The sequence below is a fragment of the Methylobacterium sp. UNC378MF genome (genome assembly GCF_900103195.1).
Taxonomy (GTDB): Bacteria; Pseudomonadota; Alphaproteobacteria; order Rhizobiales; family Beijerinckiaceae; genus Methylobacterium.
Window position 1 is genome coordinate 16,488 of record NZ_FMWU01000027.1, and the last position, 26,465, is coordinate 42,952.

The following is a 26,465-nucleotide window of genomic DNA, read 5'->3' on the forward strand; positions in this document are numbered from 1 at the left end:
GCTGTGTGCGACCGGGTCACGACATCGATCACGGCTTGGCCTGCGCGGCGAACTTGCGCTGCTCCTCCTCCAGGAAGGTCGGATCGACCAGCCGGTTCGCCTTGGCCATGGCCAGCATGGCCCCCGCGCCGTGCAGGTCCCGCACCGCCGCGTCGAGGGCCGCCGCGGCGTCGCGCTCGCCCTTGCGCAGCCAGATCACGGAATCGGCCGGCTCCAACTCGGTGGGGATGACGATGGCGTAGTCTTTCCAGTCGTCCGGCCGGTCGGCGAGCAGGAGCTTGAGCGTCGGCGCCACGTGGACCGCCACCACGCAATTGCCGCCCTGGAGCGCCAGCATCGACTCGGGCTGGCTCGGGATCCCCTTCACCACGGCGCCGTAGGTGTCGGCGAGCGGCTGCGCGTAGTTCGAGCCCTGCGAGATGCAGACCGGCTTGCCCTTGAGGTCTGCCCAGTCGTGGATGCCGCTGTCCTTGCGGCCCAGCGCGGCGCCCCCGGCGCGGTCGTAGGGCGTCGGCACGTGGTCGAGGATCTTCGCGCGGTCCGCCGTGTACTGCATGTTGGCGATCAGGATATCGACCTTGCCCTGCTGCAGGAACTGGACGCGGTTCGGCGGCGTGACCGTCACCAGCTCGACCTTGACGCCGAGCTTGTCGGCGAGCGCACGGGCGAGGTCGATGTTGAAACCCTTCTCGGCGCGGGTCTGCGGGTCGATGTACCCGAACGGGGCCCCCGACAGGATGATGCCGACCGTGAGCTTCTGGCGGCCCTTGATCCGGTCGAGGGTCGCGTCCGCCCGGGCCACCGTCCCCACGACCAGGCTGAGCGACGCCAGCGCGAGCGCGCCGAGGCAGGATTTCAACGAGGGGGTGCGCGCCATGACAGGTCCGGTGCAATCAGCGAAGCGGGCTCCTCCATACGGGGCGCCGGCACGCACGGGAAGCCGGATCAACCCGCGGTGGAACCCTCGCGCCGGAAACGGGAAAGCCCGAAGGTCGGAACCGTCCGGCGATCGTGCGGCCCTCAACCCGGGCCGGCGTGATCCGGATGAGCCCGCGCGTCGTCGCCCTCGGGCATGATGAGGTGCAGGTGGCCGTAGCGGACGCCGCGCTGCGTGACGACGGCGTCGGCGTAGCTCAGGGCCCCCGTAGCAGACCTCCGATCCAGTCCCGGCGGCGCGGGTGGGCACCAGGGCCTCGCGGACGATGTCGCGCACCGCCTCCGAGCGGCTGCCGTAGCCGCGCCGCGCGCTGAGACCGTCGACCGTCGTCAGCAGGGCGTCGTCGGTGGTGATGCGCTGCATGCGCGCCCAGCCGCTTCCGTGGCCTTCCGGTACGGGGACGCGGGGGCCGTGACCAGCCGCAGGGCCCACATCCTCAGGGGCGGAACGGTGTGAGCTCAGGCAACCTCGGACGATCCGCCGAGGCCGGCGCAGCAGGAAAAGAGCCCCGAGGGCCGCACCCCGGGGCTCAAGTTCTGGATCTCGGGGATATGTCCAGCGTGCGCTTGGGATGGACCGCGCTGAAACGCCTGGGCCGAAGGATCAAGGGCGTGAAAATCGACGACGCAGGCGCGACCGACTCGTATGCCGGCCAATCCATTCTGCACAGATGCAGTCGAAGCGCATCCGATATATGTCAGACTCCGAGAAATATTTTGAATTAATTCGTCGCACCTGGCTCCGGATACCGGTTCAATTTTATCATATCGGCTTGCGATCTCCCGGTATCCGCGTACCGGACCGGGCCTGATCCTGCCGGGCATGCCCCACGATCGGGATCCCAGCGGCCTTCGCGGGGCCGCGGGACGCTCCGCCGCGCCGCGCGGTCGTGCGGACCGCGACGAGGAGAAGGGCGGCGAGCGCCAGCATCGCGCCGTCGAAGGCGAGGAAGACCGGCTCGACCGGCGCGTCCCCGCCGAGCCGGCGCGCGACGAGGCGCCCGACATCCGCGGCCGCGACGGCGCCGAACAGCCCGGCCGCCGCCGTCAGCGTCTCCGGCCAGACCCGGCCGGCCGGGCGCAGGAATGCCGCCACGGCGACGAGCAGCCAGACGGCGAAGAAGCCCCCGACCTCCCAGTCCGCCCGCGCGGGCAGCGCGGCGGGGAGCAGGCGGTTGGCCAGGAAATAGGCGGCGACGGCCGCGGGCAGGCCGGCGATCGTCGCGACGTTCAGCCCCTGGACGAGGCGCAGGCCGAGGCCGCGGGACGCGCCCCCCTTGGGCAGGCGCGCCACCGACCAGAGCAGCAGCCCGGTCGCCACCATGGCGCTGCCGGCGAGGCCGCACAGGAAGAACAGCACCCGCAGGGCGGGCCCGGCGAAGTGCGCCTCGTGCAGGCCGACCATCGTGGTGAAGGTCTTGGTCGCCGGCTGCAGGCCGCCCGCGCGGACCTCCAGGACCGCGCCCGTCACGCCGTCGAAGGCGATCTGCGGATGCTCGTGGGAGAGGCCGTGCGGCTCCTCGAACACCGCCACCGCGGTGGCGTGCGCGTCCTTCGGGTTGACGATCGTGATCCGCTCCAGGGGCTCCGGCCGCATCGCCAGGGCGCGGACCACCAGCGGCCCGACCGGCGCCAGCGTGCCGGGCTGGCCGGCGGGCGGGCGCGGCGCGGTGATCTGGCCGGATTCGGCGAAGTAGCGCTGGCTGTCGCCGCGATAGGCCGTGCTCAGCCCCCAGGGCACGTACATCACCATGAGCGTGGCGAGCCCGGTATAGGTGATCATCAGGTGGAACGGCAGGGCGAGGACGCCCGTGACGTTGTGCGCGTCGAGCCAGCCCCGCTGGGCGGACTTGTCCCGGCGGAAGGTGAAGAAGTCGGCGAAGATGCGCCGGTGCGTGACGACGCCCGAGATCAGCGCCACCAGCATGATCATCGCGCAGGCGCCGACGATCCAGCGGCCCCAGAGCGGCGGCAGGTTCAGCTCGAAGTGGAAGCGGTAGAGGAAGTCGCCGCCGCGCGTCGCCCGCACCGCCGCCGGCGCGCCGCTGTCGGGATCCAGGAGGACGTGGCCGGGCGGGCGGCCCGGCCCCGTCCGCCAGAACAGTTCCAGCACCGGCCTGTCCGGCCGCGGCAGCGCCAGGAACCACGTCCGCGCGCCGCCCGCATGGGCCTGCAGGTAGGCGACGCCGCGCTCGGCCGCCGCCGCGAGATCCGCCGGCGCGAAGGCCCGGTCGGTGCGCAGTTCGGGCCGCATCCACTGCGAGATCTCGGCCCGGTAGTAGCTCGCCGTGCCCGTCACGAAGACGGCGAACAGCACCCAGCCGACGACGAGGCCCGACCAGGCGTGGAGCCACGCCATCGACTGCCGGAAGGTCTTGCCCACGGCGACCGCCTCACCAGCGGTAGCGCAGGGTCGCGTAGACCGTGCGCGGCAGGCCGTAATAGCAGCCTGAATAGGTGAAGCAGCCGGTCACGTAGCGCTCGTCGAGCAGGTTCTGCACGTTGATCTGCGCCGTGAGCCCCGTCAGCCGCGGGTCGAGATGCTTCATGTCGTAGGAGGCGACGGCGTCGAGCAGCACGCTCTCCGGCACCTTGAAGGTGTTGGCCGGATCGCCCCAGGACGGCCCGAGATAGCGCACGCCGCCGCCGAGGCCGAGGCCGAGCAGCGCGCCCTCGGTGAAGCGGTAATCGACGAACAGCGAGGCCGTCGTGTCCGGCACCTGCACCGGCCGCAGGCCCTGGAGCGGCACCTGCCGGCGGGTCAGGTCGTTCGCCGTGAAGCCAGTGTCGCGGACGTTGCGGATGTCGAGGAGCGAGAAGCCGCCGATCAGGCTGAGGCCCTCGGCGAGGGTGGCCCGCGCCTCGAACTCGACACCCTGCACGCCGACTTCGCCGGTCTGCACGACGAAGCCGGGATTGACCGGGTCGGTGGTGGTCGCGTTCGAGCGGCGGATGTCGAAGAACGCGGTGGTCAGCAGGATGTCGGTACCGGGGGGCTGGTATTTGATGCCGGCCTCGTACTGGTTGCTGGCGATCGGGACGGGGATGCGCCCGGCCGAGCCGAAGGCCGCGTCGAAGATCCGCCCGTTGACGATCGGCTCGAACGCCTCGCTGTAGGAGACGTACGGGGCGATGCCGCTGTCGAACAGGTAGAGCAGGCTGGCGCGGCCGGTGAAGGCCTCGGCCGGCACGTCCTGGATGGTCAGCCCGTTCGGCGCGAAGGTGCGGGTCGGGCCGGTCTGCCGGGCGGTGTCGTAGCGGCCGCCGAGCGTCAGGATGAAACGGTCGACCTTCGCCTGATCCTGGAAGTACACGCCGGTCTGCTGCGCGTCGATCCGCGCGGTCGACGTGAAGGCAGGGAACCGGATCGGCAAGTCGTGGTCGGGGGCGAGGGCGTTCAGGCCCGTCGTCGCCGGGAACGGCCCGGTGACCGACCGCGTGCTGAAGGTCCGGTGGTCGACGCCGAGCAGTGCCGTGTGGGCGATCGGGCCGGTGTCGAAATCGGCGATGAAGTTGTTGTCCATCGTGTAGGCTTCGATGTCGACCTGGGTGCCGCCGACCGAGCGGCCGATGGCCGGGCCGCTCGTGTACGGCCCGTTGACGTCGCCGAAGGTCGTGAACACGCTGCGGTAGTCGCCGTTCGAGCGCAGGTAGCGGCCGGCCGAGTGGAAGCGCAGGTTCTCGGTGATCCGGTGGTCGAACAGGTATTCGACGGAGGCCTGGGTGCGGTCGGAGCGCTCGATGTTGCGGTCGCCGTCGTAGAAGTTCACCGGCAGCCGGCCGAAGACGCCGTTGCCGAAGTTGCGCGGGAACACCGTGCCGACGGCCGGGAAGCCGCCGTAGAAGCCCGAGAACGGGTCGCGCTGGTAGTTGGCGATGATCGTGAGCGACGTGTCGGCGGAGGGCCGCCACGTGAGGCTCGGGTTGATGAAGGCGCGCTCGACCTTCGTGGTCACGGCCGGCCCGTCGCCGTTCCAGCCGAGGCCGATGACCCGGTAGGCGAACTGGTCGGCGAGCCCCGGGATGTCGGATTCGATCGGCCCGCCGATATCGAAGCCGCTGCGGACTTCACTGAAGCCGCCGCCCTGGACGAAGATCTCGCCGTGGCGAACGAATTGCGGGACCTTCGAGACGAGGTTGACGAGGCCGCCCGGACCGGACTGCCCGTAGAGGACCGAGGCCGGCCCCTTGATGATGTCGACCCGCTCCAGGCGGTAGGGATCGACGCTGGGGAAGGCGTCGCGGTTTGAGGGCAGCGCCATGTTGTCGAGGAAGATCGGGGCGGTGAAGCCCCGGATGTAGAACTGCTCCAGGCGCGTCGAGCCGGCGCCGCCCCGCTGCTCGGTGGTGACGCTCGGCGTGTAGCGCAGCGCCTGATTGATGCTCAGCGCGTTCTGATCCTCGATCTGCTGGCGCCCGATGACGGAGACCGACTGCGCCGTCTCGACGATGGGCGTGTCGGTCTTCGTACCGACCGTGCTGCGGCTGGCGACGTAGCCGGGAACCGGTCCGGTCGGTCCGCCGCGCCCGTAGAGATCGCTGTTCAGGCTGCGCCCACGTGGCTCGCCCATGACGCTGAGTTCGGAGAGTTCGATCTCCGTGACCGGCGCTGGTTGGGCGATCGCGGCCGCCCCCAGGGCAAGTAGAGATGTCGACGATATATACCCGACTCGGATTAGCCTCTCCGCATGATCGGACGCGCAAGACGCGAACCGGCCATCAACATATCTCGACATTACACTGACTCTAAACTGGAATTACTAGGCGAAGATACGTGCCAATTCCCAGCTATCACGGATCCGTGAGCGGTATGTGCCTCTAATGACACATCCTCCAGAATCGTATTTTGGTATTGATCTAATGAAAATATGTGACGCCAAGCGGGGCCGATCGGTGCAGCCGCCGCGGCGATGGCTGCCGGTCCAGCGTGGTCCTCAGCCTCGTGCCAGGGACAGCCTCGCCGGCCATCGCGGTTCCGCCGCGAGCAATCGGCGATCTGGAAGCCGAGAAATCGCCGGTTTCAGCGCCTGGCTTCGTGCAGTCGATCAATACGGGACGACACGCGTTGCAGCGCTCGCTTTGTTTCGCCCGTGCGACACGCCTGTCCGCAGGGATGATGCGGATCCGGGGCTTCCCGGAGCCGCCGCATCGTCTGCGACTGAGATCGGGGCAGGGCGTCACGCCGCACAGCCGAGATACCGGCGGCCGATCTCCGCTGTGCGCCTTTGCAGACCCGACGCCTCATGGTTGTATGGGGCGTGCGGCAGCATCTGCAGACCGGTGGCGATGCCCGGTCGCCGGCACGGCAGGGGAGGAGCCGCCATGGCCGCCGAGACCGAGGGCGCCAAGAACGAGGTCGCCAAGAACACGGTCTGCCTCTGGTACGACACGGAGGCCGAGGCAGCCGCCCGCTTCTACGTCGCGACCTTTCCGGACAGCACCATGGGCGCGGTTCACCGGGCGCCGGCGGATTACCCGTCGGGCAAGGCGGGAGACGTGCTGACGGTCGCCTTCACGGTGGCCGGCATCCCCTGCATCGGCCTGAACGGCGGCCCCGTCTTCCGGCACAGCGAAGCCTTCTCGTTCCAGATCGCCACCGACGACCAGGCGGAGACGGACCGGCTCTGGAACGCCATCGTCGACAATGGCGGGCAGGCGAGCGCCTGCGGCTGGTGCAAGGATCGCTGGGGCATCGCGTGGCAGATCACGCCGCGCGTGCTCACCGCCGCGCTGGCGGCCGGCGGCGCGGAGGCAAAACGCGCGTTCACCGCGATGATGACCATGGGTAAGATCGATGTCGCCGCGATCGAGGCGGCCCGGCGCGGATGACGCCCCGTCGGATTCGAACCTGATCACGCATGACCGAGCCCCCATCCGCTGCGGCCCACGCCCGCACCATCCTGGCCGCGCACGAGCATCGCCGTCCGATCGCGCCGCTGACCGGCTGGGATCCGACCCTCGACCTGCCGGCGGCCTACCGGGTGGCCGAGGCGATCCGGGCCCTGCGCGCGGAACGCGGCGAGCAGACGGTCGGCTACAAGATCGGCTTCACCAACACGACCCTGTGGGAGCGGTACGGCGTCCGGGCGCCGATCTGGGGGCATGTCTACGACACGACCTTACGCGACCGGGCCGCGCTGTCGGGACCGGTGCCCCTCGCGGCCTTCGTCGAGCCCCGGATCGAGCCGGAGATCGTGTTCGGGCTGGCACGCGCGCCGGAGCCCGGCATGGATGCGGAGGCGCTGATTGCATGCCTCGACTGGGCCGCGAGCGGCTTCGAGATCGTGCAATCGCTCTATCCGGGCTGGCGCTTCACAGCGCCCGACACCGTCGCGGCCTTCGGGCTGCACGGGATGCTGGTGGTGGGCGAGCGGGTGCCGATTCCGGCGGGCGCGCGGCGCGCCTGGATCGGCGACCTCGCGAACTTCACCGTCGACCTGCTGCGGGACGAGGCCGTCGCAGACCGGGGCGGCGGTCGCAGCGTCCTCGGGACGGGGCCCCTTGCCGCCCTCGCGCACCTTGTCGATGCGCTGGCTAACGATCCGGCGGCGCCGCCGCTCGCGGCCGGCACGATCGTCACCACAGGCACGCTGACGGATGCGCTTCCGGTCGCCTCAGGTCAGCTCTGGCGCACGCGGCTCGACGGGCTCCGGCTTCCCGGCATCGACCTTGCCCTGATCTGAAACGTCCCGCGCGGGTTAACGTGCCGGGATAATGCGGTTTCCCGGACCGGCTCCGGGACTCAGGCATTGGTGATGGTTAGCCGACATGCCAAATGCTGAACCATGCCTGGACGCCTGCGGCGACGCTACACGACCTTCCTCGTCTCCGTCACCGCGCAGGGCTCCGGCCCGTCCTCCGGCGCGACGGTCTACGCGGTGATGAAGCCCAGTGCCGAGGATGCGCTGGAGGCCGTCCGCGGCCTGGCCGACCCGTCGGCCACCCTTGCCATCGTGGGCAGCCTGTCTACCCGGATCGCCAAGGCCCTCAAGCTGAAGCCCGACGAGCCGCGGCCGGTCTGAGCCGCTCGGCTCAATCCACCGCGAGCCGGTAGCCGACGCCCCGCACGGTCTGCAGGAAGACCGGGTTGGCGGGATCGACCTCCGTCTTGCGGCGCAGGCGGTTGATCTGGACGTCGACGGTGCGCTCCGCCGCGGCCCCGTCGGGACCGGCGAGCTGCTCGCGCTCGACATTGGCGCCGCCTGCCATGGCCAGGATCGTCAGGATCTCGCGCTCGCGCTCGGTGATGCGGATCAGCTCGTCGTCCCGGCGCAGCTCGCCCCGGTCGACCCGGAATGCGAACGGCCCGAAGGTCACCGCCTCGACGGCCGCGGCGCCGGGCCGCACGCTGCGCTTGATGATGTTGTTGAGCCTCAGGGTCAGCTCGCGGGGCTCGAAGGGCTTCGGCAGGTAATCGTCGGCGCCGATCTCCAGGCCCATCACCCGGTCGTTCGGGTTGGAGCGGGCGGTGAGCATCAGGATCGGCACCCGCGAGGTCTCGCGCACGCTGCGGGCATAGTCGAAGCCGTTCTCGCCGGGCATCATCACGTCGAGTACCATGGCGTCGAACACGACGCTCTGGGCCCGGGCCCGCGCCTCCGCGGCGCTCGCCGCCGCGGTGACCCGGAAGCCCTGATCGGTGAGGTAGCGGGCGAGCAGCTCGCGCAGGCGGCGGTCGTCGTCGACCACGAGGACGTGCGGCGCCTCGTCGGGCAGATCGGCCCGGGCAGCATGGCTCACGCGCGCTCCTCCCCGCCCCCGCGCCGCGCCATCAGGCGCTGGACCGCCGGGCGGTCCTCCGGCTCGATCATCGCCATCAGGAAATCCTCCGGGGAGCCCCGGGCATCCGGCGCCGCGAGCGCCCGGGCGAGGCGCCGGGCCTGGACCCGCGTGAGGTCGGCCGCGAGCCCGGCGCCGGCCTCGGTGCAGTACAGGAGGCGCTGGCGCCGGTCGCTGGAACCGGGCTTCTGGGCGACGTAGCCCTGCCCGATCAGGTCCTTGAGCACTCGGTTCAGGCTCTGCTTGGTGATGCGCAGAATGTCGAGGAGTTCGGCGATGGTCAGGCCCGGGTAGCGGTCGACGAAGTGCAGCACCCGGTGGTGGGCCCGGCCGAAGCCGTAGGCGGCCAGGATCCGGTCGGGATCGCCCACGAAATCCCGATAGGCGAAGAACAGGAGTTCGATCAGGTCGTCACTGCCGAGGGCGGCCGGCGCGGCGCCCGGGACGGGTTTCGCCGCGAAGATCGCCTCGTGCGGGGCTGTCCGTGTCACGGCGCGGCCGCTCCCAACGGTGATAGGTCAGTCCCCGTGACGTTTCTCAAGGCGGCTCCGGCCCGTCAACCCTGGCCGGTCCGGCCGGGGCGCCGGCCGCCGGTGATCCGTAAGCGGGATCGAGCGGGATTGCCGGCGGCCCGACCCCTCCGCTACGCAGGATCATCGAGCGACGGGAGCGGACGCGCATGGCCGAGGCAGCTGAACCGGGACCGCGCCGCCTCTGGATCCGCGATCCGCGCGCGATCCTGGCCGAGGGCGCCGGGGGCGGGATCGTCGTGGCGGGCACCCGGATCGTCGAGTGCGTCGCGGCCGGCGCGAAGCCCGCCGGGCCCGTGGACGAGACCTTCGACGCGTCGCGCCACGTGGTCATCCCGGGGCTGATCAACACCCATCACCATGCCTTCCAGACGCTGACCCGCGCCCATCCGCTGGCGATCAACAAGCCGCTCTTCCCCTGGCTGAAGGCGCTCTACACGGTCTGGGGACGGATCACCCCGGAGGCGTTCCGGCTCGCCACCCGGGTGGCTCTCACCGAGCTGCTCCTCTCGGGCTGCACCACGGCGGGCGACCACCACTACCTGTTCCCCAAGGGGCTGGAAGAGTCGGTGGATATCCAGGTCGCGGAGGCCCGCGACCTCGGGATCCGGGCGGCGATCACCCGCGGCTCGATGAGCCTGTCGGATCGGGAGGGCGGGCTGCCGCCCGAGAGCCTGACGCAGGACGACGACACGATCCTCGCCGATTGCGAGCGGGTGCTGAACCTGTTCCACGATCCCGCCCCCGGCGCGACGGTGCAGATCGGCCTCGCCCCCTGCTCGCCCTTCGCGGTGACCCAGCGCCTGATGCGCGAGAGCGCGGAGCTGGCCGCCCGCCACGGGTGCCGCCTGCACACCCATCTCGGCGAGACGCTGGACGAGGATTCCTACTGTCAGTCGATGTTCGGCTGCCGCCCGGTGGATTACCTGGAGGAGGTCGGCTGGCTGAACGATCGGGTCTGGCTGGCGCACGGCATCCACTTCAACGATGCCGAGGTGGCCCGGCTCGGCAAGGCGGGCGTCGGCATCTGCCACTGCCCGACCTCGAACATGACCCTGGCCTCGGGCCGCTGCCGCACCTGCGAGCTGGAGGCGGCTGGCTCGCCCGTGGGGCTCGGGGTCGACGGCTCGGCCTCGAACGACAGCTCGAACCTGATGGAGGGCGTGCGCCACGCCCTGATGATCAACCGGCTGACCTACGGGGCGGAGGCCGTGACCCATCGCGACGTGCTCCGCTGGGCCACCGAGGGCTCGGCGGCGTGCCTGGGCCGCTCCGATATCGGCCGGATCGAACCGGGCCGCGAGGCGGATCTCGCCCTGTTCACCCTGGAGGAGCTGCGCTTCTCCGGCGCCCACGACCCGCTGGCCGCGCTCGTCCTGTGCGGTGCCACCCGGGCCGACCGGGTGATGGTGGCGGGACGCTGGCGGGTGATCGACGGCCAGCCGCTCGGGGTCGATACGGGGATGCTGCGCGAGGCGCATTCCCGTCTGGCGTTGGATCTGTTCGGAGGAGCGTAGGGAGCTGACTTCAGCAGGGTGACGGTGAGCCTGACCCGACCCGTTCCGTCCTCGCGAGCGCAGCGATCCGGGGCAGCGGGACATCCGCGAGCGTGACGCCCCTGGATTCCTTCGCTGCGCTCGCAGAGACGACGGGGCGGCATTCGGAAGCGGCCGCCGAACGGAGGACGCAGTCCCAGGGACGGCGTCTTCCCGTCCGACCCCAGCATGGGCGCCCGTCGCACCGCACGCGCGACGGGCTTGAACATCATGGCCCGGTAAGGGCGCGCCAGCGCGACAATTCTCAGAACAGCCCGTCGATCTGCCCGTTGGCGTCGAGGCGGATCGTGTCGGCGGCGGGCACCCGGGGCAGGCCCGGCATGGTCATGATCTCCCCGCAGATCGCCACCACGAAGCCGGCGCCGGCCGAGAGCCGGACGTCGCGCACGCCGACGATATGTCCCTCCGGCGCACCCATCAGACTCGGATCCGTGGAGAACGAGTATTGGGTCTTGGCCATGCAGATCGGCAGGTGGCCGTAGCCGTCCTTCTCGAACGTGGCGAGCTTGCCCGCCGCCTTCGTCTCGATCTGGATGTCGGCAGCCCCGTAGAGCTTGGTGGCGATCGCCCGGATCTTGTCGGTGAGCGGCGCCTCGGTCTCATAGGCGTGGTGGATCGGCGCCGGCTCGGCCTCGGCGAGCTTCACCACCGCGCGGGCGAGGTCCTCGGCACCGGCGCCGCCCTCCGCCCAGTGGCGGCAGGTGATCGCCTCGACGTCGAGCCGCTCGCGGCACAGCTCCTTGAGCCGGGCATGCTCAGCATCGGTATCGGCGTGGAAATGGTTGACGCCGACCACCACCGGCAGGCCGAAGCCGCGGAGGTTGGTGACGTGCCGGGCCAGATTCGCGAACCCCTTCTCCAGGGCGTCGATGTTCTCGCCCCCGAGGTTCTTCTTGTCGACGCCGCCATGCATCTTGAGGGCGCGGATGGTCGCCACCACCACGACCGCCGAGGGGCTCAGCCCCGCCTGCCGGCACTTGATGTCGAGGAACTTCTCGGCGCCGAGATCGGCACCGAAGCCGGCCTCCGTGACCGTGTAGTCGGCGAGCCGCAGGCCGGCCCGCGTGGCGATCACCGAGTTGCAGCCATGGGCGATGTTGGCGAAGGGGCCGCCGTGGATCAGCGCCGGGTTGCCCTCCAGCGTCTGCACGAGGTTCGGCTGCAGGGCGTCCTTGAGCAGCACCGTCATGGCGCCGGTCGCCTTCACGTCCTTGAGGGTGACGAGCTTGCGGTCGCGGGTCTCGGCGATGACGATCCGGCCGAGGCGCTCCTCCAGGTCGGCGAGGTCCTTGGCGAGGCAGAACACCGCCATCACCTCGGAGGCCACGGTGATGTCGAACCCGTCCTCGCGGGGGAAGCCGTTGGCGACGCCGCCCAGCGACTGGGTGATCTGGCGCAGCGCCCGGTCGTTCATGTCGACGACGCGGCGCCAGTGGATGCGGCGGACGTCGATGTTGAGCTCGTTCGCCCAGTAGACGTGGTTGTCGATCAGCGCAGCCGCGAGGCTGTGGGCCGCCGTGATGGCGTGGAAGTCGCCGGTGAAGTGCAGGTTGATCTGCTCCATCGGCACGACCTGCGCCTTGCCGCCGCCGGCAGCTCCCCCTTTCATACCGAAGCACGGCCCGAGCGAGGGCTCGCGCAGGCAGATCATGGTCTTGGCGCCGATGCGGTTCAGCGCGTCGCCGAGGCCCACCGTGGTGGTGGTCTTGCCCTCGCCCGCGGGCGTCGGCGAGATCGCGGTGACCAGCACCAGCTTGCCGGGCTTCCGGCTCTCCAGCCCGGCGATGTAGCCGTGGTCGATCTTGGCGATGTGCTTGCCGTAATTGTGGAGCGCGTCATCCGGGATGCCGAGTTTCTCGGCGACTTGCGCGATCGGCTTCAGGGTCGCGGCGCGGGCGATCTCAATGTCTGACGGCATGGGCCTTCCTCCCTGACTCGCGGGCACGATGCCCGCCCGCCGGCTCTTGCCGTGCGAAACTCTTGCCGTGCGGGCTGCGGCGCGGCCGCCCGCGAACGGCTGCGCACTGTGCGTCAAAGCCCGCGAAAATGCGCGTCGATTTTTATGAGCTGGCCGACAAAATACTCTTGTCGATCCGGAGAGGGACCCACTCTGCGCCGAAGCTCGAACCCGCCAGCGTCCTTGCGAGCGGAGCGAAGCAATCCAGCAACGCCACGCTCCTTGAGGTCGCCCTGACCTGGGTCGCGTCGCTGCGCTCGCGATGACAGGGTGGCACGTGGAAGCCGGCTCAGCCCCCCGATTTCTTGGCCTTGTCGGCGGAGCCCGGCGCCTCGTGCGGCTGAGGGGCGCCCTTGGGCAATTCCGGATTCTCGGCGTTGTGCGGGGCGGCGACCGGGGCCGGCACGGTCTCGGCGGTGGCGGTGGGCTTCTCGATGTCGGGCAGCCCGTCCTTCAGCTTCGCGTTGATCTGCGCGAGGTCGTCCGGCTCGGGGTTCAGGTCCTTGGCGTGCTGCCACTGGAACTTGCCCTCGAGGCGGCGGCCCGAGCGCCAGTAGGCGTCGCCCAGGTGGTCGTTGATGGTCGGATCCCCGGGCTTCAGCTCGACCGCCTTCTCCAGCTCGCGCACCGCATCGTCCCAGCGGCCGAGGCGGTAATAGGCCCAGCCGAGGCTGTCGACGATCATGCCGTCCCGGGGGCTCGCGTCGGCAGCCTGCTGCAGCAGCTTGAATGCCTCGTCGATGTTGGTGTTCTGGTCGACCCAGGAATAGCCAAGATAGTTCATGACCTGCGCCTTGGCGGCCGGCTGGCTGGCCGGCACAAGCGACAAGGCCTTCTTCAGGTCGGCCTCGGCCTTCGGCCACTGCTTGGCGCGCTCGTAGGCGGTGCCGCGGAAATAATAGGTCGTCCAGTAATTGGATTGCGGCCGGTCGCCGATCAGCCCGATGGCGCGGGTGTAGGTGGCCGCCGCCTCCTCGTATTTCTTGCGCGCGCGTTGCACGTTGCCCAGCGCCGTGATCACGTCGATGTCGTCGGGATGGGCCTTCATCGCCGCGTCGAGATGGGCCAGGGCCTCGTCGCCCTTGCCCATCTGCTCCAGGTTCAGCCCGATCTGGATGTCGGCGTTGAGCTTGAGCGGCGAACTGGCCGGGATCTGCGCGTAGGCCTCGTTGGCGCGCTCGGGCTGCTTCATCCGGTCCAGCGTGTCGGCGAGGGTCAGCCGGGCGAGTGCATGGTCGGGGGCGAGATAGAGCGCCAGCCGCAGGTAGATCACCGCGGGCAACTCATCGCCCTGCGTCGAGCCGGCGGAACCGAGCCCGTACAGCACCTCGGCGGCGCCTTCCTGGGCGGTGCCGATCAGGCGGGTCAGCGGCTTGCCCTCCTTGAGCTTGTCGAGGGCGTCGCGCACCAGCGGGTGGCGGGGCGAGAGCTGGTCGAAGTCGGAATAGGCCTGGATCGCCAGGTCGGTGCGGCCGAGGCTCGCCTCCATCCGGGCATAGGCGTCGACGATGCGCAGTGTGTTGCGGTCGGCCTCGTAGGCCGCCTTGAGGCGTCGCTCGGCCTCGGCATTGTCGCCGGTCACCGACGCGATCAGGCCGGCATGGTAGTCGCGGAAGGTGTTGTAGTAGCGCTCGCCGCGGAGCTTGTTGACCGTCTCCAGCGCCTTCTTGCCGTCGCCCGCACCGGCATACGACCAGGCGGTGAGCAGCGTCGCGGTGAGATCGGTCGCCGCGCCCCGGCCGCTGCGGGAAAAGTTCTGGCGAGCGGCGGCCCATTGGCCGGCCTTGATCTGGCGCACGCCGAGGGAGAGGTTGGCGAGGCCGTTGGTCGGATCGCGGGCGATCAGCTTCTCGGCGGTGCGGAACGCGTCCGGCAGGGCGCCGTCGGCGAGCAGCGAGATGAAGGCGCGCTCGACCAGCTCGGCGTTGCGCGGGTCGGCCTTGACGGCCTCGCGGTAGAAGGTCGCCGCCGCCGCCGTGTCCCGGGACGCGCCCGCGATGTAGGCAGAGAGGAAGTTGCCTTCGAGCGAATCCGCGGGCTCGTAGTCGAGCACCGGGGTCGATTCCTTCGGCTGCGCGGCGAGCCCGGTCTGCGGGAGCCCGGCGGCGAGCAGCAGGGCGAGCGCCGAAACGCTCCGGCGGGCGCGTGTCATCATCATGAACCGATCGCGGCTCCTGGGCGCCGGCTCGCAAGAGGGCCGGGCGCGAGAATGGCGGGGCATCCCCGAAAAAACGCTGGGGACACTGAACCCATCCCGCCAGCCCCGCAAGGCGAAAGGATGGCGCGAAGCGGACGACCGGGTCGTCCGCCCTCCCGTCATCGCTCCGCCGCGCTCACGAAGACGGCGCGTCTCGGCTCTTGAGCCAAGACCTGTCCTCACATGTTCGGGTAGTTCGGCCCGCCCGGCCCCTCCGGCGTCACCCAGTCGATGTTCTGGTTCGGATCCTTGATGTCGCAGGTCTTGCAGTGGACGCAGTTCTGGGCGTTGATCTGGTAGCGCACCCCGTCGCTGGCGGACGCGTCCTCCACCCATTCGTAGACGCCCGCCGGGCAGTAGCGACCCGAGGGCCCGCCATAGACGTCGTGCTCGGAGCGCTTCTGCAGCTCGAGATCGCGGACCTTCAGGTGGGGCGGCTGGTCCTCCTCGTGGTTTGTGTTCGACAGGTAGACCGAGGAGAGCCGGTCGAAGGTCAGCTTGCCGTCCGGCTTGGGGTAGACGATCGGCGTCACCTCCGAGAGCGGCTTGAGGCAGGCGTGATCCGGCTTGCCGTGCTTGAGCGTGCCGAACGGCGAGGCGCCCAGGATGCTCGTCGCCCACATGTCGATGCCGCCGAGGCCGACGCCCACCAGCGTACCGTATTTCGACCAGAGCGGCTTGACGTTGCGCACGGCCTTCAGGTCCTGCCCGATCGGGCTGTCGCGCCAGCCGGCCTCGTAGGCGGTGAGTTCGTCGCCCGCGCGGCCCGCCTTCAGGGCGTCCGCGATGGCGTCGGCCGCCTGCATGCCGGAGAGCACCGCGTTGTGCGAGCCCTTGATCCGCGGCACGTTGACGAACCCCGCCGAGCAGCCGACCAGGCAGCCGCCGGGGAAGACCAGCTTCGGCACCGATTGCCAGCCGCCCTCCATGATGGCGCGCGCGCCGTAGCCGATGCGCTTGGCGCCCTCGAAGGTCTCGGCGATCAGCGGGTGGGTCTTGAAGCGCTGGAACTCCTCGAACGGCGACAGGGTCGGGTTCTCGTAGTTCAGGTGCGTGACGAAGCCGACCGAGAGCAGGTTGTCGTCGAAATGGTAGAGCCAGGAGCCGCCGCCGGCCTTGTTGGGCAGCGGCCAGCCCATCGTGTGGCGCACGAGCCCCGGCTCGAACTTGCCGGGCGCGAGCTGCCAGAGCTCCTTCACGCCGAGCCCGTACTTGAACACGTCGCTGTGCCGGTTGAGTTCGAAGCGCTGGATCAGCCCCTTGGTCAGGTTGCCGCGGGCGCCTTCGCCGAACACCGTGTACTTGGCGCGCAGCTCCATGCCGCGGGTGTAATCCTCGCGCGGCTCACCGGACTTGCCGATGCCGAGATCGCCCGTGGCGATGCCCGCCACGGCGCCGTTGCCGTCGAACAGCACCTCGGAGGCGGGAAAGCCCGGATAGATCTCGACGCCGAGCGCCTCGGCCTGGGCGCCCAGGTACTTGCACACGTTCGAGAGCGAGCCGACGAAATTGCCGTGGTTCGACATGAGCTTGGGGAAGAACAGGTTCGGCAGGGTGATGCCGCTGTTCTTGGTGAGCATCATGAACTCGTCGCGCTGAACTTCCGTCTTGAGCGGGCGCTCCGGATCCTGGCGCCATTCGGGCAGGAGCCGGTCGAGACCGATCGGGTCGATCACCGCACCCGACAGGATGTGGGCGCCGACTTCCGAGCCCTTCTCGACGACGACGACCGAGATCTCCTCGCCGATCTCGGCGGCGCGCTGCTTCAGGCGGATCGCGGTGGCGAGGCCGGCCGGGCCGGCGCCCACCACGACCACGTCAAAATCCATGCTCTCGCGTTCGGGCAGCGCCATCCTCAGCCTCCTTTTCTTGTTCCGGTTCTTCTTCCAGCACCCGCCTCGTCGACGGGCCGGCCTTCCCGATGCCGTCTCAAGCGATTCCAAGCTAGAAAGGCAAGTTGCCGACGCCCAGGGTTATGGCAAAGTTCCCTTTGCTGCACGGCTCGGTTTCACGGGACGAGCCATGCGGGTCATCCCGCCCTCGCCCTCATCCTGAGGTGCCGGAGCGCAGCGGAGGCCTCGAAGGAGGGCTCCAGGGATCTCGGGGTCCGCTGGAGGCCTCCTTCGAGGCCCGCTGACGCGGTCACCTCAGGACGAGGGGGTGGGTCGGACGATGGGTGTCCCCGCGCCGTGGGCACCGCGCTGTTCGGTCACGCAAGTCCTTGGCGGCGGGCCGCTTTCAAGAGTTGTCCACAGGCCTCGGCCGCCCCACATGCTTGATCCCATGCCGAGCCCCACCGACGCGCAAGCCGACCTGATCGCCTATCTCGACTTCCACGTGGAGGCCGGGGCCGACGCGGCGCTCGACGAGCAGCCGCACGACCGCTTCGGCGAGGCGGATTCGCCGGCGCCGACCCTGCGCGTCGCGCGCCGGCCCGCCGTTCAGGCCGATGCGACCGCCAACACGCTCGTTCCGCCTCCCGGATCGCCGCCCGCAGGATCGCCGCCGGCCGCGCCGTCGCGCACCTTCGGCCGCGCCGCCAGCGCCCAGCCCGACGAGGCCGCGAGCGACGCCCGCGCCCGGGCGCGCCAGGCCAAGACGCTCGACGAGCTGGAACAGATCCTGGCCGAGTTCGACGCTTGCCCGCTGCGCTTCACCGCCAGGAACCTCGTCTTCGCCGACGGCAATCCGCAGGCGCGGGTGATGTTTCTCGGCGAGGCGCCCGGCGCCGACGAGGACCGGATCGGCAAGCCGTTCATGGGCCGCTCGGGCCAGCTCCTCGACAAGATGATGAAGGCGGTCGGGCTCGACCGGACCAGCGCCTATATCGGCAACATCGTGCCCTGGCGGCCGCCGGGCAACCGCAACCCGACCCCGCAGGAGGTGGCGGTGTGCCGCCCCTTCGTGGAGCGCCAGATCGAGCTCGTCGACCCGGACATTATCGTCTGCCTCGGCGCGCCCGCGACCCAGACGCTGACCGGCACCAAGGACGGCATCCTCCGGACCCGCGGCCGCCTCTTCCCGTACAAGTTGCCGAACCGCGAGGTGAAGCTGCTCGCCACCCTCCACCCGGCCTTCCTGCTGCGCCAGCCGGTGCAGAAGCGCTTGGCGTGGCGGGATTTCCGCGCCCTGCGGTCGCTGCTGGACGGGAAAGCTTGACCGCGCGGGCGGAACCGGGTCTCCCCTCTCGCCATTAGAGCTTCGTTCCCGCTGCTGGTGCGCCACCGGCCGGACAGAACGACGCACAGCCAATCCCAGCCTGCCCGAGGCGGCCGGCGCAGAATCGATGGCGGGACCCAACCATGCGCTGGGAAGATCTACGCAGCTCCGACAATGTCGAGGATCGTCGTGGCGAAGGCGGCGGCGGCGGCATGGGCTTCCCCGGCGGCGGCGCCGGCGGCCTCGGCATCGGCACCATCGTGGTGCTGCTGATCGTCAGCTACTTCACCGGCATCAACCCGGCGATCCTGATCGGCGGCGCCGAGCGGATCGGCGGCGGCCGCGGTCAGCAGGAACAGCCCGCGGACCCACAGACGCAGGCGAAGCGGCGGCAGGCGCCGACCGACGAGAGCGGGCGGTTCGCCTCCAAGATCCTGGGCAACACCGAGGACGTTTGGAGCCAGATCCTGCCGCAGCAGACCGGCAAGCAATACACCCCGACGACGCTGGTGCTCTATACCGGCGGCACCCGTTCCGGCTGCGGCTCGGCTCAAGCCGCCATGGGGCCGTTCTACTGCCCGCTCGACAAGAAGGTCTATCTCGATACCGGGTTCTTCAAGGAGATGGCCTCGAAGTTCGGCGTGAAGGGTGACTTCGCCTACGCCTATGTCATCGCCCATGAGGTCGGCCACCACGTCCAGGACGTGTTGGGCATCCTCGGCAAGGTCCAGGCCCGTCAGCAGCAGGCCTCGAGCAAGACCGAGGCGAACGCCCTCTCGGTTCGGATCGAGCTGATGGCCGATTGCCTCGCCGGCGTCTGGGCCAAGAACTCCAACGACAAGTATGCCGAGCTCGATCAGGGCGACATCGACGAGGCGCTGAACGCCGCCGCCCAGATCGGCGACGACGCCCTCCAGCAGCGCTCGCGCGGCTACGTGGTGCCGGATTCCTTCACGCACGGTTCCTCGGCCCAGCGCCAGCGCTGGTTCATGGCCGGCTACAAGAGCGGCCAGACCAAGGCCTGCGACACGTTCCGGACGGCGAACAACTGAAGCCGGAGCAGGGCTTCAAGAGCTGCTCCCGTCACCGCGAGCGCAGCGAAGCGGCCCAGGGCAGCGTGACATCGACGGATGTGGCGCCGCTGGATTGCTTCGCTGCGCTCGCAAAGACGGCGTGCCGAAACCCAGCGGGCACAAGCCTCAGCCCCGGCTCAGCCGCCTCGCATTGGCCTGGACCTTCCGCCGGTAGCTGCGGATCACCTTGCCGTTCGAAGCCCCCGTGGCCAGCATCATGGCCGCCTCGCCGGCGGCCAGCATCTTCTCGGTCACCATGAGCTGCGCCTCGGCCTGGGCCGCCGGGCCGCCCAGGGCGAACATCGCCATGCGCTGGGCGATCACGCCCTGAGCCTCCAGGCCGAGCATGGCCATATCCATCCCCGTCATCCACCAACCGAACAGCATCGCATTCCTCGTGTTGCGCGGGGTAACGGCCGAGCCTCGGCTTCGGCTCCCCGGGTCTGGCTTCGCCTGCACGCAGCGCAAGCCCGTCCCGCGAGGCCCATCCCGTCTTTGCGCCGTCCCGATCCATGCCGTAAGCGCCGCGGGAGATTCCTTCCGGATACCGCGCCCGCTCTCCATGATACGCCTGGACAAGATCACCAAGCAGAACGGGCGCCAGCTCGTCTTCATCGAGGCCTCGGCCGCGCTTCAGCGGGGCGAGAAGGTCGGGCTCGTCGGCCCGAACGGGGCCGGCAAGACCACCCTGTTCCGGATGATCATCGGCCAGGAGCAGCCCGACGAGGGTCAGGTCGCCGCCGACCGGGGCATCACCATCGGGTATTTCAGCCAGGATGTCGGCGAGATGTCCGGCCGCAGCGTCGTCACCGAGGTGATGGACGGCGCCGGCCCCGTGAGCGCGGTGGCGGCCGAACTCGCCGATCTCGGCGCGGCTCTGGCCGACCCGGACCGCGCCGACGAGATGGATGCGTTGATCGAGCGCTACGGCGAGGTCCAGGCCCGGTTCGAGGAGCTCGACGGCTACGCCCTGGAGGGCCGGGCCCGCGAGGTGCTCGACGGCCTCAGCTTCAGCCAGGAAATGATGGACGGCGATGTCGGCGCCCTCTCGGGCGGCTGGAAGATGCGCGTGGCGCTCGCCCGCATCCTGCTGATGCGCCCGGACGTGATGCTCCTCGACGAGCCGTCGAACCACCTCGACCTCGAGAGCCTGATCTGGCTCGAATCCTTCCTGAAGGCCTATGACGGCGCCCTGCTGATGACCTCGCACGACCGCGAGTTCATGAACCGCATCGTGACCAAGGTCATCGAGATCGACGGCGGCGCGCTCACCACCTATTCGGGCGACTACGCCTTCTACGAGGGCCAGCGGAAGCTCAACGAGGCGCAGCAGCAGGCCCAGTTCGAGCGCCAGCAGGCGATGCTGGCGAAAGAGATCGCCTTCATCGAGCGCTTCAAGGCCCGGGCCTCCCACGCCGCCCAGGTGCAGAGCCGGGTGAAGAAGCTCGACAAGATCGAGCGCGTGGAGCCGCCCCGGCGACGGCAATCGGTCGCCTTCGAGTTCCAGCCGGCGCCGCGCTCGGGCGACGATGTCGTGATGCTGAAAGGCGTCCACAAGCGCTACGGCAGCCGTACGATCTACGAGGGCCTCGACTTCTCGGTACGGCGCCGCGAGCGCTGGTGCGTGATGGGGATCAACGGCGCCGGGAAGTCGACGCTGCTGAAGCTCGTCACCGGCACCACCACACCGGACGACGGCTCGGTCACGGTCGGCGGCAGCGTCAAGCTCGGCTACTTCGCCCAGCACGCCATGGATCTGCTCGACGGCGACCGCACCGTCTTTCAGACCCTCGAAGAGGCCTTCCCGCAGGCGGGCCAGGGGTCGCTGCGGGCGCTGGCCGGCTGCTTCGGCTTCTCGGGCGATGATGTCGAGAAACGCTGCCGTGTGCTTTCGGGCGGCGAGAAGGCCCGGCTGGTCATGGCGCTGATGCTCTACGATCCGCCGAACTTCCTGGTGCTCGACGAGCCGACCAACCACCTCGACATGGGCACCAAGGAGATGCTCATCACGGCGCTGGCGAATTACGAGGGGACGATGCTGTTCGTCTCCCACGATCGGCACTTCCTGGCGGCCCTGTCGAACCGGGTGCTGGAGGTGACGCCGGAGGGCATTCACCAATACGGCGGCGGCTACACCGAGTACGTGGCCCGCACCGGACAGGAGGCCCCGGGCCTGCGGAGCTGAGGCGCCGTCATCGCGAGGGCAGCGAAGCGACTCCGGCGGCGACGTCTCCAGACCTCACGCGCCGGATCGCATCGCGTCGCGCGAAAGGGTGAGCACCGTCCGGCCCCCCTGCGACTGGCGCGCCGCTATCTCCCCGGAACGCCCCGCGCTAGGCTTCGCCGAAACGGCCCGGGTGAGACGCCGTGCGACGCCTGCTGAAATTCCTGCACACGATGGGGTCCGCCGGACTGCTGGGCGCGATGGCGTCCCTGGTGGTCATGCTGAGCCTCGCGCCCGCGCCGTCCGCCCTGGCAGGATACGCGGCGATGCGGGGGGCGATGGGGGCCGTGGCCACCTGGATCTTCCTGCCCGCCCTGGCCGTGACGCTGATGTCCGGCCTGCTGGCGATGGCCCTGAACCGCGCCTTCCTGAATGCCGGCTGGGCGTGGCTGAAGCTCGCCACCGGGGTCCTGATGTTCGAAGGCGGCCTGGTCTACATACAGGGACCCATGAAGCAGGAGGCCGAGCTGAGCGCCCGCGCGCTGGCCGGTCTCGTCGATCCTGCCCTGCTCGCCATGTCGCTTCCCGGCGAGCGCGGCACGCTCTGGGTACTCCTGGCGGTCGCGACCGCGAATGTCGCGCTCGGGATCTGGCGGCCGCGGATCCTGCGAATTCCGCAGTAGGTCAGACGCGCCGAGAAACGCTGTCTTTTGCCGGCAACATAACTATTTTCCGATACAGAAGCCGCTGAACAGCCGGTCGAGCACATCCTCGACCCCAACATGGCCGGCGACCTCGCCCAGCGCCCGGACGGCGAGCCGCAGATCCTCCGCTGCCAGCTCCGGCAGACCGCCTGCGCCCGTGAGGAGGCGGTCGAGATGGGTGACGCAGGCTTCGAGCGCGGCCCTGTGCCGGGCGCGGGTGATCAGCGCGTCGCCGGTGCCGAGGCCGGATTCGGCCGCGGCTTGGATGGCATCGAGCAACGTCGCCAGCCCTTCGCCCGTGCGGGCCGAGACGGCTAAAAAGTCGATGCACTGCGCAACTTCTGAGCCGGCAAAAAGATCGGCCTTCGTATGGACCCTCAGGATTGGATTGCGGGTCGGCCCCAGCTCGGGGACCGTCCCGTCGGGGGGCACCAGCGCGATTACCAGATCGGCCGTGTCGATCCGCGCCCGGGTCCGCGCGATGCCCTCCGCCTCGATCGGCTCCGCGGTTTCGCGGAGGCCGGCCGTGTCGACCAGGAGGACCGGAAGGCCGCCGAGATCGAGCCGCACCTCGATGGCGTCGCGCGTCGTTCCGGGACTGTCCGAGACGATCGCCACGTCCCGTCGACTCAGCGCGTTCAGCAGGGTCGACTTCCCGCTGTTGGGCGCCCCCGCCAGGACCACGGTGAATCCCTCGCGCAGGCGTTCGCCCCTTTGCCCATCGTGCAACGTCGCGGCGATTGCCTCCCGAAGGCGCGCGGCGCGGTCGAACAGGGCAGCGTCGAGCCCGGCATCGTCCACGTCACCCTCATCGGCGAAATCCAGGGCCGCCTCCGCGGCGGCGAGGCAATCGATCGCCTCCGTACGCCACGCCGCGACCTGCCGGCTGAGGGCGCCGTCGAGCTGGCGCAGGGCCTGGCGGCGCTGACCCTCTGTCTCGGCATCGATCAGGTCGGCGACGGCTTCGGCCTCAGCCAGATCCATCCGACCGTTGAGAACGGCCCGGCGCGTGAAGGCACCCGGCTCGGCCGGGCGGCAGCCCGGAAGCCGGGCGAGGGTGGCGAGAACGCGCATCCGCACCGCTGCGCCGCCATGGAGGTGCAACTCTCCCATATCCTCGCCGGTATACGTATCCGGCCCGGGAAACCACGCCACCAGAGCCCGGTCGAGTTCGGCGCCGTCGGACGGATCGCACAGGCGGCGCAGCGACAGCCGTCGGGGTGCCGGCAGCCTTCCGCCGAGGGTGACCAGCACGTCGCGCGCGGCAGGGCCGCTGATGCGGATCACCGCGACGGCGGCCCGGCCGAAGCCGCTGGCCGGCGCGAAGAGAGTCTCGGTTGCATTCATGGTCAGACAGGGCCGAGCGGAAGGGCAGAGTTTCACGTGAAACAAGCGCCGGTGCCCTATACCATCCCGGCGTCGCGGTGCTGCGCCGGGTCGAGGCGTCGCGACATCGAACCGGGATGCGTCATGCTTTTCAGGACCCGCCGCGCCGTCAGCTTCGGCCTGCTCGCCGCGCCCTTCGCTCTCCCCGTCCGCGCCGCCGAGGCGGAGCCGGATTGGGGCGCCATCGAGCGTCGGCTCGACGGCCGGCTGGGGATCTCGGCAGCCACCGAGGACCGCGTCCTCAGCGCCTACCGTGCGGACGAGCGGTTCCCGATGTGCAGCACCTTCAAGGTTCTGGCTGTGGCGGCGGTACTGGCACGGGTCGATGCCGGCCGCGAGACCCTCGACCGGATCGTCGCCTACGGTCCCGGCGACCTCCTGAGCTATGCGCCGGTGACCCGGGCGGCGCTGGAGGCCGGCGCAGGACACGGGCAAATGCGGGTCTCGGACCTCTGCTCGGCCGCGATCGTATGGAGCGACAACACTGCCGCCAATCTGCTCCTGGCAAGCCTAGGCGGCCCGGAGGCGCTGACCGCATGGCTCCGTGGGACCGGCGATCCCGTCACGCGCCTGGACCGGACCGAGCCGACCCTCAACACGGCGCTCCCCGGTGACCCGCGCGATACGACCACGCCGGGCGCCATGCGGACGACCCTGGGCCGGATCCTCCTGGGCACCGTTCTGTCATCGGCCTCGCGCGGCCGGCTGGACGCCTGGATGGGCGCCTGCGAGACCGGTCGCAAGCGGTTGCGGGCGGGCCTGCCGTCCGACTGGATCGCGGGTGACAAGACCGGGAGCGGCGATAACGGTTCGGTCAACGACGTGGCGATCCTGCGGCCGCCCGGGCATGCGCCGGTGTTGGTGGCGGTCTATCTCACCGGATCGACGGCCTCCGCGGAAAACATCGCGGCGGCCTACGCGGAGATCGGCCGGATCGTCGCCGCGCGAGCCCATTCCGCCTGACCGGACCACCCATGAAGACGCCCGCCAAGACGACCCGTGCGACGCTCGCCCTCGACAGAGCCGGCATCCGCCACAGCCTCCATGTCTACGCCTACGATCCGGACGCCCCGCGCATCGGCCTGCAGGCCGCGGAGGCGCTCGGGGTCGCGCCCGGACGGGTCCTGAAGACCCTGATGGCCGCCGTGGACGGGCGGACAATCTGCCTGCTCGTGGCCTCCGACAAGGAGGTGTCAATGAAGCGGGTCGCCGCCGCCTTCTCGGGCAAGGCGGCCGCTATGCTCAAGCCCGCCGATGCCGAGCGGCTGACCGGCTACCATGTCGGCGGCATCAGCCCCTTGGGGCAGAAGCGGCCGATCCCGACTGCGATCGATGCCGGGTCCCTGACGGAGCCGGGGGCCGACATTCATGTCAACGGCGGCGGCCGGGGATTGCAGATCCGCCTGACCGAGGGCGATCTCGTCGCCGTCCTGAAGGCCCTCGTCGTGCCGCTCACGTGACGGCGCAGTAATCTTCCGTTTACCCTGCCGTCGCACGGTGCCGCCTTTCGACGGAGACGAGGCGGCATGCGGGCGACAGGGCGCAAGGCGATCACGGCGCTCGGATTCGTTCTGCTGCTCGCGGGAGCCGGCCGTGCGGCGGATCTCGACATCCGCGGCACCGCCGAGATGGGCGTGCGGGCCAGCCCGCGCTTCTTCCCGCGCAATGACGGGCTCGACCGTCGCCCGGTCTACGCCATCCGGTCCCGTGTCGTGCCGGTGGGCTGCACGCCCAGGCGGGTGCCGGTGCCCACCAACGCGCCGGACGATCCGAGCTATGTCGGCTCCGAATACGGCCTCGGGCATCCGAGCTATTACGGCTTCACGCCGCCGCTGGGCGTCGACGATCCGTTCGGGCGCTCCCTCCTGCCCTACTGCCCCTGACGCCGAGACGCGCGGCGCGCCAGATCTCGCGACGCTCCCAGGCCGTTGCCGCGCAGGCCGTTCCCGGATTGCCGGATTCCACCTGTCCGCATCATGCTCTAGACCGGCCCTGCCCTCCCCCGGAGCCCGTCCCGTGTCCGAGCCGACCCTTCAGTCCTTCCGTGACCTCGCAGCCCTGCGTGGATGCGTGGCCGCGTGGCGCGCGGCGGGCGAACGCATCGTCCTGATCCCGACCATGGGCGCCCTGCATGATGGGCATCTCGCTCTCGTGGCCGAGGCGCGGCGGATCGGCCGGCGGACGGTGGCGAGCATCTTCGTCAATCCGACCCAGTTCGGCCCCAACGAGGATTTCTCCCGCTATCCGCGCGATCTGGAGACCGATCTGGCCCTGCTGGCGCAGGCGGGTGCGGATGCGGCCTGGACGCCCGGGATGGAGACCATGTACCCGCCGGGCTTCGCCACCCGGATCGAAGTCGCGGGCCTGACTGAGGGATTGTGCGGACCGTTCCGGCCCGGCCATTTCGCCGGCGTCGCCACGGTGGTGACCAAGCTCCTCAACCAGGTCCGGCCGGATGTCGCCCTGTTCGGCGAGAAGGATTTCCAGCAGCTTCGCGTGATCCAGCAGGCCGTGGCGGATCTCGACCTCGCGGTGGAGATCCGCGGCGTGCCGACGGTGCGGGAGCCCGACGGCCTCGCCCTGTCGTCGCGCAACCGCTACCTGTCGGCCGAGGAGCGCGCCGTCGCCCCGAAGCTTCAGGCCGTGCTGGCCGAGATCGCGGCCGCCTCCCGCAACGGCACCCCCGTGGCCGGCCGGATCGCCGCCGGGCGGGCCGCGCTCGAGGCGGCAGGGTTCCGGGTCCAGTATCTTGCGGTCTGCGACGCCCGGACCCTGGCGGCGGTGGAGCGGGTGGACGGCCCGGCCCGCGTGATCGCCGCCGCCTTCCTGGGTCGGACCCGGCTGATCGACAATCTTGCCGTGTAGGCCGGCCGGGCCCGGGCCGGGCAGGCAGGGCCGGCCCAACCATGCCCGGGCATGATTGCGCCTCAGCCCTCGACCCGTTCGTCATCCTCCTCCGTCATCCGGCCGCTCACCGGAGGTTGTGGCCGCCGGGTCACGGCGCCCCGGCGTTTCGGATTTTGC

General features: G+C 70.0%; 22 protein-coding genes and 1 pseudogene. 12 read left to right on the forward strand and 11 right to left on the reverse strand.

Going from position 1 to position 26,465, the window contains the following annotated elements; translation table 11 throughout:
- Nucleotides 1-28 precede the first annotated feature (28 nt).
- The 4 genes and pseudogenes from BLT59_RS23980 to BLT59_RS23995 form a co-directional block, all read right to left on the reverse strand.
- On the reverse strand, nt 29-877 hold the full coding sequence (locus BLT59_RS23980; protein WP_091786660.1) for a transporter substrate-binding domain-containing protein: 849 nt from the start codon (nt 875-877) through the stop codon (nt 29-31).
- A 143-nt stretch (nt 878-1,020) separates the two neighbouring features.
- A pseudogene (locus BLT59_RS31960) lies at nt 1,021-1,300 on the reverse strand (hypothetical protein).
- A gap of 399 nt (nt 1,301-1,699) precedes the next feature.
- Nucleotides 1,700-3,319, reverse strand: coding sequence for a PepSY-associated TM helix domain-containing protein (locus BLT59_RS23990; protein WP_091786665.1), 1,620 nt, complete (start codon nt 3,317-3,319; stop codon nt 1,700-1,702).
- Between the two features lie 10 nt (nt 3,320-3,329).
- Complete coding sequence (locus tag BLT59_RS23995) at nt 3,330-5,672, reverse strand: TonB-dependent siderophore receptor (protein WP_091786668.1); 2,343 nt, start codon at nt 5,670-5,672, stop codon at nt 3,330-3,332.
- Between the two features lie 586 nt (nt 5,673-6,258).
- On the opposite strand from BLT59_RS23995, the gene BLT59_RS24000 reads away from it, so the two are divergent.
- The 3 genes from BLT59_RS24000 (at nt 6,259) to BLT59_RS24010 (ending at nt 7,958) form a co-directional block, all read left to right on the forward strand.
- Nucleotides 6,259-6,765 carry a VOC family protein gene (locus BLT59_RS24000; RefSeq protein WP_091786672.1) on the forward strand — a complete coding sequence of 169 codons (507 nt, stop codon included), beginning with the start codon at nt 6,259-6,261 and terminating at the stop codon, nt 6,763-6,765.
- A 29-nt stretch (nt 6,766-6,794) separates the two neighbouring features.
- Nucleotides 6,795-7,619 (forward strand): 2-keto-4-pentenoate hydratase, encoded by an 825-nt coding sequence (locus BLT59_RS24005; protein WP_091786676.1) that lies wholly within the window; start codon nt 6,795-6,797, stop codon nt 7,617-7,619.
- A 102-nt stretch (nt 7,620-7,721) separates the two neighbouring features.
- The gene (locus BLT59_RS24010) at nt 7,722-7,958 is read left to right on the forward strand and encodes a hypothetical protein (protein WP_091786679.1); all 237 of its coding nucleotides are present in this window, start codon (nt 7,722-7,724) and stop codon (nt 7,956-7,958) included.
- A gap of 10 nt (nt 7,959-7,968) precedes the next feature.
- Here BLT59_RS24010 and BLT59_RS24015 read toward each other — a convergent pair whose 3' ends face one another.
- Nucleotides 7,969-8,676, reverse strand: coding sequence for a response regulator (locus tag BLT59_RS24015; RefSeq protein WP_091786682.1), 708 nt, complete (start codon nt 8,674-8,676; stop codon nt 7,969-7,971).
- On the reverse strand, nt 8,673-9,206 hold the full coding sequence (locus BLT59_RS24020) for a MarR family winged helix-turn-helix transcriptional regulator (RefSeq protein WP_091786684.1): 534 nt from the start codon (nt 9,204-9,206) through the stop codon (nt 8,673-8,675). Before BLT59_RS24020 ends, BLT59_RS24015 begins: the two co-directional genes overlap by 4 nt.
- A gap of 188 nt (nt 9,207-9,394) precedes the next feature.
- On the opposite strand from BLT59_RS24020, the gene BLT59_RS24025 reads away from it, so the two are divergent.
- The gene (locus BLT59_RS24025; protein ID WP_091786687.1) at nt 9,395-10,762 is read left to right on the forward strand and encodes an 8-oxoguanine deaminase; all 1,368 of its coding nucleotides are present in this window, start codon (nt 9,395-9,397) and stop codon (nt 10,760-10,762) included.
- Between the two features lie 283 nt (nt 10,763-11,045).
- Here the strand turns inward: BLT59_RS24025 and BLT59_RS24030 are convergent, their stop codons facing one another.
- The 3 genes from BLT59_RS24030 to BLT59_RS24040 all read right to left on the reverse strand — a co-directional run bounded on the left by BLT59_RS24030 (nt 11,046) and on the right by BLT59_RS24040 (nt 16,808).
- Nucleotides 11,046-12,719 (reverse strand): formate--tetrahydrofolate ligase, encoded by a 1,674-nt coding sequence (locus BLT59_RS24030; protein ID WP_091786690.1) that lies wholly within the window; start codon nt 12,717-12,719, stop codon nt 11,046-11,048.
- A gap of 328 nt (nt 12,720-13,047) precedes the next feature.
- Complete coding sequence (locus tag BLT59_RS24035) at nt 13,048-14,916, reverse strand: tetratricopeptide repeat protein (RefSeq protein WP_091786693.1); 1,869 nt, start codon at nt 14,914-14,916, stop codon at nt 13,048-13,050.
- Between the two features lie 218 nt (nt 14,917-15,134).
- Nucleotides 15,135-16,808: an electron transfer flavoprotein-ubiquinone oxidoreductase gene (locus BLT59_RS24040; protein ID WP_091786697.1), complete on the reverse strand. Its 1,674-nt coding sequence runs from the start codon at nt 16,806-16,808 to the stop codon at nt 15,135-15,137.
- Between the two features lie 430 nt (nt 16,809-17,238).
- Here BLT59_RS24040 and BLT59_RS24045 point away from each other — a divergent pair, with 430 nt between their 5' ends.
- The gene (locus BLT59_RS24045) at nt 17,239-18,114 is read left to right on the forward strand and encodes a uracil-DNA glycosylase (protein ID WP_244514131.1); all 876 of its coding nucleotides are present in this window, start codon (nt 17,239-17,241) and stop codon (nt 18,112-18,114) included.
- Between the two features lie 143 nt (nt 18,115-18,257).
- On the forward strand, nt 18,258-19,166 hold the full coding sequence (locus BLT59_RS24050) for a KPN_02809 family neutral zinc metallopeptidase (protein ID WP_091786703.1): 909 nt from the start codon (nt 18,258-18,260) through the stop codon (nt 19,164-19,166).
- 147 nt (nt 19,167-19,313) lie between these two features.
- On the opposite strand, the gene BLT59_RS24055 is transcribed toward BLT59_RS24050, so the two are convergent.
- Nucleotides 19,314-19,574, reverse strand: a complete 261-nt coding sequence (locus BLT59_RS24055; RefSeq protein ID WP_091786706.1) for a hypothetical protein — start codon at nt 19,572-19,574, stop codon at nt 19,314-19,316.
- Nucleotides 19,575-19,749: 175 nt separating this feature from the next.
- On the opposite strand from BLT59_RS24055, the gene BLT59_RS24060 reads away from it, so the two are divergent.
- Together BLT59_RS24060 and BLT59_RS24065 are read left to right on the forward strand one after the other, a co-directional pair.
- Nucleotides 19,750-21,372 carry an ABC-F family ATP-binding cassette domain-containing protein gene (locus BLT59_RS24060; protein WP_091786709.1) on the forward strand — a complete coding sequence of 541 codons (1,623 nt, stop codon included), beginning with the start codon at nt 19,750-19,752 and terminating at the stop codon, nt 21,370-21,372.
- A gap of 182 nt (nt 21,373-21,554) precedes the next feature.
- Entirely contained in the window at nt 21,555-22,034 is a 480-nt protein-coding gene (locus BLT59_RS24065; RefSeq protein WP_091786712.1) for a hypothetical protein, read from the forward strand.
- A 42-nt stretch (nt 22,035-22,076) separates the two neighbouring features.
- Here the strand turns inward: BLT59_RS24065 and mnmE are convergent, their stop codons facing one another.
- Nucleotides 22,077-23,402 (reverse strand): tRNA uridine-5-carboxymethylaminomethyl(34) synthesis GTPase MnmE, encoded by a 1,326-nt coding sequence (mnmE, locus tag BLT59_RS24070; protein ID WP_091786714.1) that lies wholly within the window; start codon nt 23,400-23,402, stop codon nt 22,077-22,079.
- A gap of 123 nt (nt 23,403-23,525) precedes the next feature.
- Here mnmE and bla point away from each other — a divergent pair, with 123 nt between their 5' ends.
- From bla to panC, 4 genes are all read left to right on the forward strand, one after another.
- Nucleotides 23,526-24,404, forward strand: a complete 879-nt coding sequence (gene bla, locus BLT59_RS24075; RefSeq protein ID WP_091786717.1) for a class A beta-lactamase — start codon at nt 23,526-23,528, stop codon at nt 24,402-24,404.
- Nucleotides 24,405-24,415: 11 nt separating this feature from the next.
- A complete protein-coding gene (locus BLT59_RS24080; protein ID WP_091786721.1) occupies nt 24,416-24,901 on the forward strand; it encodes a YbaK/EbsC family protein in 486 nt (161 codons plus the stop codon).
- Between the two features lie 66 nt (nt 24,902-24,967).
- Nucleotides 24,968-25,324 (forward strand): hypothetical protein, encoded by a 357-nt coding sequence (locus tag BLT59_RS24085; RefSeq protein ID WP_091786724.1) that lies wholly within the window; start codon nt 24,968-24,970, stop codon nt 25,322-25,324.
- A 133-nt stretch (nt 25,325-25,457) separates the two neighbouring features.
- Nucleotides 25,458-26,306 carry a pantoate--beta-alanine ligase gene (gene panC, locus BLT59_RS24090; protein WP_091786728.1) on the forward strand — a complete coding sequence of 283 codons (849 nt, stop codon included), beginning with the start codon at nt 25,458-25,460 and terminating at the stop codon, nt 26,304-26,306.
- Nucleotides 26,307-26,465: the final 159 nt, after the last annotated feature.

Excerpts from the sequence above, each read along its gene's own strand:
- BLT59_RS24040 (WP_091786697.1), bottom strand. The coding sequence starts at position 16,808 with ATGGCGCTGCCCGAACGCGAGAGCATGGATTTTGACGTGGTCGTGGTG.
- BLT59_RS24005 (WP_091786676.1), top strand. The coding sequence starts at position 6,795 with ATGACCGAGCCCCCATCCGCTGCGGCCCACGCCCGCACCATCCTGGCC.
- BLT59_RS23995 (WP_091786668.1), bottom strand. The coding sequence starts at position 5,672 with ATGTCGAGATATGTTGATGGCCGGTTCGCGTCTTGCGCGTCCGATCAT.
- BLT59_RS24085 (WP_091786724.1), top strand. The coding sequence starts at position 24,968 with ATGCGGGCGACAGGGCGCAAGGCGATCACGGCGCTCGGATTCGTTCTG.
- BLT59_RS24010 (WP_091786679.1), top strand. The coding sequence starts at position 7,722 with ATGCCTGGACGCCTGCGGCGACGCTACACGACCTTCCTCGTCTCCGTC.
- BLT59_RS24055 (WP_091786706.1), bottom strand. The coding sequence starts at position 19,574 with ATGCTGTTCGGTTGGTGGATGACGGGGATGGATATGGCCATGCTCGGC.
- BLT59_RS24080 (WP_091786721.1), top strand. The coding sequence starts at position 24,416 with ATGAAGACGCCCGCCAAGACGACCCGTGCGACGCTCGCCCTCGACAGA.
- BLT59_RS24000 (WP_091786672.1), top strand. The coding sequence starts at position 6,259 with ATGGCCGCCGAGACCGAGGGCGCCAAGAACGAGGTCGCCAAGAACACG.
- BLT59_RS24060 (WP_091786709.1), top strand. The coding sequence starts at position 19,750 with ATGATACGCCTGGACAAGATCACCAAGCAGAACGGGCGCCAGCTCGTC.
- BLT59_RS24025 (WP_091786687.1), top strand. The coding sequence starts at position 9,395 with ATGGCCGAGGCAGCTGAACCGGGACCGCGCCGCCTCTGGATCCGCGAT.
- mnmE (WP_091786714.1), bottom strand. The coding sequence starts at position 23,402 with ATGAATGCAACCGAGACTCTCTTCGCGCCGGCCAGCGGCTTCGGCCGG.
- BLT59_RS24045 (WP_244514131.1), top strand. The coding sequence starts at position 17,239 with ATGCCGAGCCCCACCGACGCGCAAGCCGACCTGATCGCCTATCTCGAC.
- BLT59_RS24035 (WP_091786693.1), bottom strand. The coding sequence starts at position 14,916 with ATGATGATGACACGCGCCCGCCGGAGCGTTTCGGCGCTCGCCCTGCTG.
- bla (WP_091786717.1), top strand. The coding sequence starts at position 23,526 with ATGCTTTTCAGGACCCGCCGCGCCGTCAGCTTCGGCCTGCTCGCCGCG.
- BLT59_RS24030 (WP_091786690.1), bottom strand. The coding sequence starts at position 12,719 with ATGCCGTCAGACATTGAGATCGCCCGCGCCGCGACCCTGAAGCCGATC.
- BLT59_RS23980 (WP_091786660.1), bottom strand. The coding sequence starts at position 877 with ATGGCGCGCACCCCCTCGTTGAAATCCTGCCTCGGCGCGCTCGCGCTG.
- BLT59_RS24050 (WP_091786703.1), top strand. The coding sequence starts at position 18,258 with ATGCGCTGGGAAGATCTACGCAGCTCCGACAATGTCGAGGATCGTCGT.